This window comes from Clostridium arbusti SL206 (assembly GCF_000246895.1).
In the GTDB taxonomy this organism is placed as follows: domain Bacteria; phylum Bacillota; class Clostridia; order Clostridiales; family Clostridiaceae; genus Clostridium_I; species Clostridium_I arbusti.
In genome coordinates this window covers 19,623-28,971 of record NZ_BAEV01000045.1, presented here as the reverse complement: position 1 = coordinate 28,971, position 9,349 = coordinate 19,623, and the positions used below count along the sequence as shown (strand labels likewise).

At 31.0% G+C, this 9,349-nt stretch carries 9 protein-coding genes, 1 pseudogene and 1 riboswitch; of the genes and pseudogenes, 2 read left to right on the top strand and 8 right to left on the bottom strand.

Annotation, left to right across the window (positions count from 1 at the left end; genetic code table 11):
* Window positions 1-300: 300 nt before the first annotated feature.
* From RH99_RS18600 to RH99_RS19900, 3 genes and pseudogenes are all read right to left on the bottom strand, one after another.
* A pseudogene (locus RH99_RS18600) lies at window positions 301-522 on the bottom strand (hypothetical protein); the annotation flags it as partial.
* A 102-nt stretch (window positions 523-624) separates the two neighbouring features.
* Window positions 625-1,995, bottom strand: coding sequence for an amino acid permease (locus tag RH99_RS09760; RefSeq protein ID WP_010237171.1), 1,371 nt, complete (start codon window positions 1,993-1,995; stop codon window positions 625-627).
* 305 nt (window positions 1,996-2,300) lie between these two features.
* Window positions 2,301-2,387: riboswitch (glycine riboswitch) on the bottom strand.
* Between the two features lie 211 nt (window positions 2,388-2,598).
* Window positions 2,599-2,721, bottom strand: coding sequence for a hypothetical protein (locus tag RH99_RS19900; protein ID WP_279373889.1), 123 nt, complete (start codon window positions 2,719-2,721; stop codon window positions 2,599-2,601).
* 265 nt (window positions 2,722-2,986) lie between these two features.
* On the opposite strand from RH99_RS19900, the gene RH99_RS09755 reads away from it, so the two are divergent.
* Together RH99_RS09755 and RH99_RS09750 are read left to right on the top strand one after the other, a co-directional pair.
* Complete coding sequence (locus RH99_RS09755) at window positions 2,987-3,475, top strand: DUF2975 domain-containing protein (protein ID WP_010237168.1); 489 nt, start codon at window positions 2,987-2,989, stop codon at window positions 3,473-3,475.
* Between the two features lie 15 nt (window positions 3,476-3,490).
* A complete protein-coding gene (locus tag RH99_RS09750; protein WP_010237165.1) occupies window positions 3,491-3,754 on the top strand; it encodes a helix-turn-helix domain-containing protein in 264 nt (87 codons plus the stop codon).
* Between the two features lie 473 nt (window positions 3,755-4,227).
* Here RH99_RS09750 and RH99_RS09740 read toward each other — a convergent pair whose 3' ends face one another.
* The 5 genes from RH99_RS09740 to RH99_RS09720 form a co-directional block, all read right to left on the bottom strand.
* Window positions 4,228-4,497, bottom strand: coding sequence for a phospholipase D-like domain-containing protein (locus RH99_RS09740; protein WP_010237159.1), 270 nt, complete (start codon window positions 4,495-4,497; stop codon window positions 4,228-4,230).
* 200 nt (window positions 4,498-4,697) lie between these two features.
* Entirely contained in the window at window positions 4,698-5,564 is an 867-nt protein-coding gene (locus tag RH99_RS09735) for a carbohydrate ABC transporter permease (RefSeq protein WP_010237157.1), read from the bottom strand.
* Entirely contained in the window at window positions 5,561-6,400 is an 840-nt protein-coding gene (locus RH99_RS09730) for a carbohydrate ABC transporter permease (protein WP_373854707.1), read from the bottom strand. The genes RH99_RS09735 and RH99_RS09730 overlap by 4 nt, the downstream gene beginning before the upstream one ends.
* A gap of 39 nt (window positions 6,401-6,439) precedes the next feature.
* Window positions 6,440-7,675, bottom strand: a complete 1,236-nt coding sequence (locus RH99_RS09725; RefSeq protein ID WP_010237153.1) for an ABC transporter substrate-binding protein — start codon at window positions 7,673-7,675, stop codon at window positions 6,440-6,442.
* A complete protein-coding gene (locus RH99_RS09720; RefSeq protein WP_010237151.1) occupies window positions 7,672-9,315 on the bottom strand; it encodes a glycoside hydrolase family 13 protein in 1,644 nt (547 codons plus the stop codon). Before RH99_RS09720 ends, RH99_RS09725 begins: the two co-directional genes overlap by 4 nt.
* Between the last annotated feature and the right edge of the window lie 34 nt (window positions 9,316-9,349).

The window sequence follows — 9,349 nt, the reverse complement described above, 5'->3', positions numbered from 1 at the left end:
TTATATCCAAATAATATTAGATCTAAGACTCACACTTATAATTTTATTCTAATAAATATTATTCTACTTAAAAACTCTAAATCCTTTAAAAATTCTATTTACCTAATATAATGTCTCAATTATAATACATATCACTTTATTGATTTATGAAAATTTATAAATTCAAGCATTCTTACGAGTCTTGTAGAAAGTTTCTCATATCTATCTAAAGCTAAGCTATAAAAAGTGTGTGAAAATAAAAAAATAAGAAGATTCACGTTTCTGTAAATTTTCTTATTTCAACATTCCAGGGGTCATGCTTTAACAATAAACTTCCACAATTTTCTTTTGCTTTTCATTAATTTTAGCTCTTACTTCTTCTACCTTTCCTGCTCCACCTTTTACTTCCTTAAAGGCAAAACCGGTGCCATTTATTATAGGACTTAAAAAAGCAAGAACTAATAATGAACTCATATAATCGTATATCTTTTGTTCATAGATTCTATTATGAAGCTTTAGTAAACCGCTGTTCTTTTCAAAGATTAAATCTCCTACACCTTCAAAACTTATTGATATAGTAATAGATTTTCACTGCAGAAATGATGATTCTCTTTTATTATTCTATTAAACTTACCTTTAAGTCTCTTACTTTATTTCCAATTTATCACAAGCCACAGTTGCCTTTATTTTATAAATCACCCAAAGCATTATAAACCACACAGGTGTTACAAATAGAGCTACACGTGTCTCTTTATTAAGTGCCAATACAACTAAAACAAAAGCAATAAACGCTAAAATTACATAGTTTGCAATTGGGTAAAATGGCATTTTGAATTTACTCTTAGCAGCAAGTTCAGGATTAGCTTTGCGATATTTTAGATGACAGACAACTATAATAGCCCAAATAAATATAAAACAGAATGTTGATACACTGGTAATAAGTACAAATATTCCTTCTGGCATAATATAACTCAGGATAACTGAAATTAATATGACAGCTGTAGAGAATATTAAAGCATTAGAAGGTACTTTATGAGAAGTTACTCTTTCCATTGGCTTAGGTGCATTATTTTCTTTGGCAAGAGAATAAACCATACGGCTTGTACTAAATATACCACTGTTACAAGCAGATGCAGCTGATGTCAGTACAACAAAATTTATAATACTTGCTGCTGCTACAATTCCCACCGCAGCAAATACCTGTACAAACGGGCTTTTAGCTGGATTAATTGAATTCCATGGGTATATACTCATAATAACAATAAGTGCTCCAATGTAAAAAATAATAATTCTAATTGGAATATTATTAATGGCCTTTGGAATGACGTATTCTGGATTTTCAGTTTCACCAGCTGTTAAACCAACCAATTCAATCCCAGTAAAAGCAAATACAACCATTTGGAAGGAAAGTACAAAACCGCTTGTCCCATTTGGAAACCAACCACCGTGCTTCCAAAGATTTGAAAAAGCAGATACACCAGCATTTGTAGAAAAGCCTTTAAGAATCATAAATATACCAACTATAATCAGCAATAAAATTGCAACAATTTTAATCAATGCAAACCAAAATTCCATTTCACCAAATAATTTTACTGTAGTAAGGTTCATAACTAGTAAAATCACAAGGAATATAAGGCTTGGAACCCATTGAGGTATACTTGATAACCAGTACTGCATATAAAGTCCTGAAGCAGTTAAGTCAGCCATAGCAAGTGAAATCCAGCAAAACCAATAGGTCCATCCTGTAATAAATGCTGCTGTATTTCCTAGATAATGATGTACAAAGTCTACAAAGGAATGATAGTTTAAATTAGAAAGCAATAATTCCCCAAGAGCACGCATAATAAGAAAACAGATTATCCCTGTTATGGTATATGCAAATAAAATAGATGGACCAGCCAAATGAATGGATCTGCCTGAACCAAGGAATAATCCAGTACCAATTGCACCTCCAATTGCAAGTAACTGAACATGACGATTTTTTAATCCTCTTGATAGATTTTGATTTTCCGACATATGTATTCCGCCTTTCTAATATTACTACTGCTAAATTCATGTTAATATCACCCTTTTATAATTGAAGTAATACTAGACGTACAGTAAGGTTGATTTGAATAAGGCATATGAAAATAAATAGTGAGTCAAAGATGCGACGGATATTTTGAATCATACAAGGAAACAGGTTCTGCGGATAGTGATCTATCTGAGGGTTCTGTTGACGCAGTAGGATTTAAAATAGCCTAGCATACTGACTAGTTATTTATTTGAATGTGCCTAAATACTTTTGTAAGAAATGATAAGAAATATGTTACCTTTTTCTTTTACTTCTCCTTGTCCTTGTACCTGAGAGTTTTGCCGTACGACTTTCTCCTTCGTTGCTCATTAAGAGTCTCTCCAAGGGTTCATCCAATAGCAATCATCTCTAATTAAATAGATACCTGAAAGATTTACTTCTTCAGTGAATTAATACAACCATAACTCTCCCGCTATCTTCATCTGAATATTAAATTTCACCGTTACATATTAATACATATCTAGTGAAATTGCAATAATTTATTCATAAAATAGATTTTTAAAATACTAACTTTATTATAAACTAATGATAAATCATATGTTTTTTCATTTATTCTCATTCATTTTCATTTCTGAAGCTGGCTTTTTCATAGAATTAGATTTTAATTTTTCTGCATCATTAATTTTATTATAAAGATTAAATTCATTCATATTATTATTTATTAGCATTTTATTGTTCCTGCATACACATATTTTATATCAGAAGTCACAGTTAGCTCAATTACAAAAACTGCATTTGATTTACAAACATTGCATTTGGTTTTACAAAGTTGCATCTCATTTTGCTATTGAGTATCTCGTTTTGCTATTGAGTTGTTACCCAGTTACCGTTGCTATATTTCAATAAAAACATACTCCAGTTTGATAAATATTTATTGACAAACGATAAATCTAATATTAAAATCAAATTAAAAATAAATAGGAGGTGTTTTTTGTGAAACGTAAACAAGTTTCAACAATTTTCTTAAGGTTAGTTATTTTTCTTATTGGAATCCCAATTCTTGCTTTGTGCATATTTTTGGTGCCTGAGATAGCAAATTATGCAGCAAAATTGTATCCAGATATTGCTTATATAAAATATCTCGTTTTAATGGATTTGTATGCAACGGCGATACCTTTTTACTTTGCTCTGTATCAAGCTTTTAAACTTTTAAGCTATATTGACAAGAATAAAGCTTTCTCGGAATTATCTGTAAGAGTTTTGAAAAATATAAAATACTGTGCAATCACAATAGGTATCTTATATGTGGCAGGCATGCCACTGTTCTATCTCATGGCGGAGATAGAAGATGCCCCAGGTATCATACTACTTGGAATAGTCATAATTTTTGCTTCAATTGTGATTGCAGTCCTTGCTGCCGTTCTCCAAAGGCTTTTACAAGAAGCCATAGATATAAAAACGGAAAATGATTTAATAGTCTGATTTGAGGTGAATAACATGGCAATTATAATCAACATTGATGTGATGCTTGCTAAAAGGAAAATGAGCGTCACAGAACTTTCGGAGGAGGTTGGAATAACGATGGCGAATCTTTCTATATTAAAAAATGGAAAGGCAAAAGCAATTCGATTATCAACTCTAGAGTCCATTTGTAAGGCCTTAGAATGTCAGCCTGGAGATATTTTAGAATACAAAAGTGACGAAAATAAAAAAGTAATATCTGATAAGGAAATCAGGTTTAATGAGTATGGATATGATTAATTAGGAGGCAGCAGAGCAAATTGCTCTGCTATATCTGCTTACTTTATGCAGATTTTTTTCTTTTGCTTTTCATTAATTTTAACTGTTACTTCTTCTTTTAAAATGCCATACATATACTACCACATTACATGACTCTTTAGACACAAAAACAAACTGCAAAACATAAAGTCTACAGTTTTCTCAATTTGACCTTTGCCAGATACATAACTAGGGTAATTTCCTTCTTCTTATATACTTCATTAAGATTTTTATAAATATACCTATTATGAATATAAGTATTATCACAAATAATTTTAGTTTTGTTATCTTTAATACAGGAATATATATCATTAAACACTTATATAGATATACAACTAATAATATAAGTATTAGAAATAAAACTTTTATTATCTTATTAAAAAAGTCCTCTGACTTTTTACTCATATAGTCCACCTCTATAATTATATAATCCATTTATTCCTAAATTATTCCATTTACTTGTTATCCAAGTTTGTCATATAAACGTAATATAAAACTGCTGGATGTATATTAAAATCATTAGCAGTCTTTTTAATTTCTTTATTCATTAATCCTGGTTCCTTAAATAAATTAAATCTATTTTTCTTTAGCATATACCCTGTCTCTAAGTAAATCTGTTGTTTAGTATTTTCATCTAAATCATTTATTCTTTTAATTAAATCATTTTTACTAATCTCATTTCCACTTGCTATGATAGCTATTTTTGCATCTTGTTCACTAATCATGTATATCATCCCCTTCTACATAATATTACCATAAAAGGATGTTATATTTCTTAATTTTCACTCGCCAAATTTCTACAACAATATTTTACATTACAAAAAGCACCAGTATCTCTACCAGTGCTAAAGTTATAAAGATTTTCATAATAACTGAATATTGTTAATGTGCATTTATTATTTCAAAGGACTTCGCTTTCTTCATATTATCCTTTTACAGCTCCATTCATCACACCATTTATAACTTGTTTCTGTGCAACTAAATAAAATATAAGCATTGGCAGTAATGCGAGAATATAAGAAGCAAATGCCAGATTATAATTGGTACCAAATTGTGACTGAAACATCATCTGAGCTAACGGTAATGTAATATCCTTACCATCTCCTCCGCTTAATAATACCAAAGGTAATAAAACATCATTCCAAGCCGCTAAAGCAGTAAGTATAGCAACAGTTGCATGCATGGGCTTCATCATAGGGAATATTATTTTCCAAAACAAGGTCCATGTATTAGCCCCATCTACATAGGCTGCTTCTTCCAAACTAACTGGAACATTTTTTAGATAACCTACATAAAGCAAAGTATTTATAGGTGTATTAAATATAACATAGAGAAAAATAATTCCAACCTTATTATCTAAATGTAAAAAAGCCATTTCTTTTACTAGCGGCAGCATCAACATAGAAAATGGTACAAACATTGCGCTTACAAAATATAAATAAAAGAATTTATAAACCTTCTTACGTTCCATATTTCTCGCGATAGCAAAAGATACCATAGAACTAATGAAAACTACTGCAATAACACTACATATGGTAATAATCAAAGAGTTGCCTGCAGTATGGAAAAAATTAGTTACCTTGATTGCTTCAATAAAATTTGAAAAACTAAATTTTGATGGAAATTTAAAAGCACCGGCAATATCATTGCTCATTTCAGAAGGCTGCTTAAAAGCAATCATAATTGCCATATATAGTGGAATCAAGATAAGTATACTGGTCAGCATAAGCATAATGGTAACAGGCCAATTCCTTTTAGCAGTTTTAACTTCTCTTTTTTTAATATTTATCATAACTGCACCTCCCTCTTATTCAAAACTTTCATCTGGAATACAGAAATTCCTACAATAACCAAAAAGTAAATTACTGAATTTGCACTTTGAAATCCAAACTGGTTACCAGTCAAACCATTTTTATAAATAAGCATGGATATGGATGTAGTAGATCCTGCTGGCCCTCCTCCAGTCAAAGACATAATCTGATCAAATACCATAAGGAAATTACGCATACATAATATCATATTAATAGTAAAGAATGGTGCTACCAAAGGAAATGTAATCTTCCAAAAGGTTTTCCAACTCCCTGCTCCATCTATAGAACTTGCCTCATAAACATCCTGTGGAATTGTCTGTAAACCAGAAATATAAATAATAGTGTTAAATGCTATAGCCTGCCATGCCACACAAATCACAATACCAATCCATGCAATACTTGGTTTTCCAAGAATGCTAGTACTTAAAGACCCTGAAGCAATGGACTTTCCAATAGCAGGAATAACAAATGTAAATATAAAGTTAAATATATATCCTACAATCAATCCTCCAAGAATATTGGGTATAAAATAAAGTCCACGTAATGTACTTTTAAATTTTATTTTGGCATTTAATGCAAGAGCCAGAATCATACTTATAATATTAACTAATATTGTTATGACTACAGCGAACTTAAAAGTAAATCCGTATGAATTTATTACCTTAGTATTAGAAAATAAATGTATATAATTTTTTAATCCTATAAAGTCAAAATTACCAAATCCCTTAGAATTTGTAAGACTATAAAAGAAACCAGAAAATAATGGTAATGTATGAAAGCAAAAGAACAAGACTACCATTGGTAAGGTCATTGCCATAAAGATTTTATTTCTATTTTTCAAATTTCTCACCCCTTCTTAGTTCATATGTGCTTCTTTCCAGTAAGCATTCATTTGGGAAAATAATTTTTCTTTGTCTTTATCTAATAAATAAGTTTGTAACAAAGTAGAAATACTCATTTCCGAAGGATAAAATGCCTGTGGTGATGACACTACATTTCCGCTCTCAAAATCCTTTACTATTCCATCCATTTCACCGGGATAATTAAAATCATATTCAAGTGCTGATATTCCATATTGATCTTTCATATAGTTATTCACATTTTCCTGCTCCATTAGAAATTCTAAAAATTTCATCGCTTCCTTTGGATGCTTAGAATTCTTGGTAATAGAAAACATTACGTCAATACTTGAACATAATTTATTTTCCTTTTCATTGTCCATTACAGGCATTGGAAAAATACCTATATTAATACTAGGATTAGTTTTTTTAATCATGGGAATAGCCCAGTTTCCCTGAATATACATAACAGATTCTCCTTTTGCAAACCCTACCGTAGCATTGTTATAACTATAAGAAAAAACATCCCCCTGGCTAAATTTCGTAAGTTCCTCCAAACGTTTTAAAGGTTCTTCATATGATTTTGAAAAAGATTTTTTACCATCTGTCACCTGCCCATAAAAATCTGAATCCGTAAAATTTCCAGCTAATGGATTCCAAGCACAATTAATGGTCCAATCATCCTTATATCCCATATAAAAAGGCGTTTTTCCTTGTTTTTGAATAGTCTTGCATACTTCCTCTAATTCTGCCCATGTCTTAGGAATCTTTAGTCCCATCTGATTAAATAAATCTTTATTATAAATCACTCCAGTTGCATTTGCTGCATAGGGAACTGCATGCACACGTCCTGATTCTCCCTCAAGATCTGCAAGCATTTCACTATAAGCTGGTTTAACCTTTTTTATCACTTCAGAGTCTGCTAAATCTGTAAAAACTCCAGCTTTTGCATAATCCACATAATATTGCTCTGCACCCAGACCAACTATATCAGGCACATCTCCCTTTACTATTCGCGCTTTTAACAGAGAATAGGCATCATTAGGAGTATTCACATATACCTTTATATTGGGATTTTCTTTTTCAAATTTTTCACCAAGTTGTTTGAAAATATTTACAGCTTCTGGTTTAAATGCAAAGAATTCTATTGTTGTCTTTTTATCTGCTTTTCTTTCACTGCCACAGCCCACTAATAAAAAACTCAATAGGATAAAAACCATAAACAGACTACAAATTCTTTTTATATACTTCATTCTTTTTTTACCCCCTGCATTTCATATATTACCGCTTCATAAGGTCGCAAATGTAAGTCATTAAAATCTATATCTGTATCCTGATAATTGCTAATTAAAATTTTCGGTTTCTGACTTGTTTTTATCTGAATTGTAGTTTCTGTTCCATAAAAATTGCAAATAACTATTATCTTCTCTTTTTCTAAAGTTCTTCTATAGGCAAATACTTGTAGATGCTCTGGGCAAATTAATTCATAACTTCCATATACAAAAACTTCTTTTTCCCGTCTAAGTTCAAGAAGCTTTTGGTAATGGTAAAAAATAGAATTTTTATCTTTTAAACATTGTTTCACATTAATAGTACTGTAATTGGAATTCTCCTTTATCCATGGTATCCCTTTGGTAAAGCCTGCATGTTCCGTATCATCCCATTGCATAGGTGTCCTTGCGTTATCTCTGCCGTTTCTATAGATATATGGCATAATTTCATCCATAGAATATCCTTCTTTTATCTTTCTTTCATAAAAATTTCTTGTTTCTATATCTCTATAATCTTCTATAGTTGTAAATTTTATATTTGTCATACCAATCTCTTCACCCTGATAGATATAAGGAATGCCCTTCATTCCATGGAGCATAGTTGCCAGCATTTTTCCACTCAATATACGATAATCATCACTGTCATCTCCAAATCTAGATACTACCCTTGGGAAATCATGATTACCCCAAAATAGGCTGTTCCATCCTATTTCATTTAATTCTGTCTGCCATTTTGTTATAATATTTTTTAAATCTATCAATGAATACTCTTTTGGTATCCAGTCTCCAGAACGTACCCCATCAATCCCCATCAGTTCAAATTGAAAAATCATATCTAACTCATGACGTTTAGGGTCTGTGTAAACCTTTGCAGTTTCAGGTGTAGCCCCTCCAGTCTCTCCAACCGTCACTAATCGGCTATCATTACCAAATGTATTTTCATTCATTTCCTTTAAATATTCATGAATTTTAGGACCTGTATTCATAATTTTCTTATCTAAATCTTTACTTATATTATCAATTGCATCTAGTCTAAAACCCTCAATTCCTTTGTCAATCCAGAAATTAATCATATCATACAGTTCACTACGCATCCTAGAATTTTCCCAGTTCAAATCAGGTTGCTTTTTGCTAAAAGAATGCAGATAATACTGACCGGATTCCTCATCAAATTCCCATGCACTACCTCCAAAAAATGATTTTAATTCATTTGGTGCTTTACCATTAACAGAATCTCTCCAAATATAAAAGTCTCTGTATGGACTTTCTCTTGAAGATTTCGCCTCAACAAACCATTTATGCTCATCTGAACTATGATTTAAAACCAAATCCATAATAATAGAAATATCATAATTTTTACATGCTGATATGAGTAACTCCATATCCTCCATAGTTCCAAACTCATCCATAATGTCATAATAATTACTAACATCGTAACCATTGTCGTCATTGGGTGATTGATTTATAGGACAAATCCAAATAATATGAACACCTAATTTTTTCAGGTATTCAAGTTTTTCCATGATACCTTTTAAATCTCCTATACCATCTTTATTACTGTCAAAAAAGCTTCTTGGATAGATTTGATAAACCGCCTGCTTATGCCACCATTTTTTCTCCATATTGCCACCCTCCACTCCTTATGAAAGAAATATA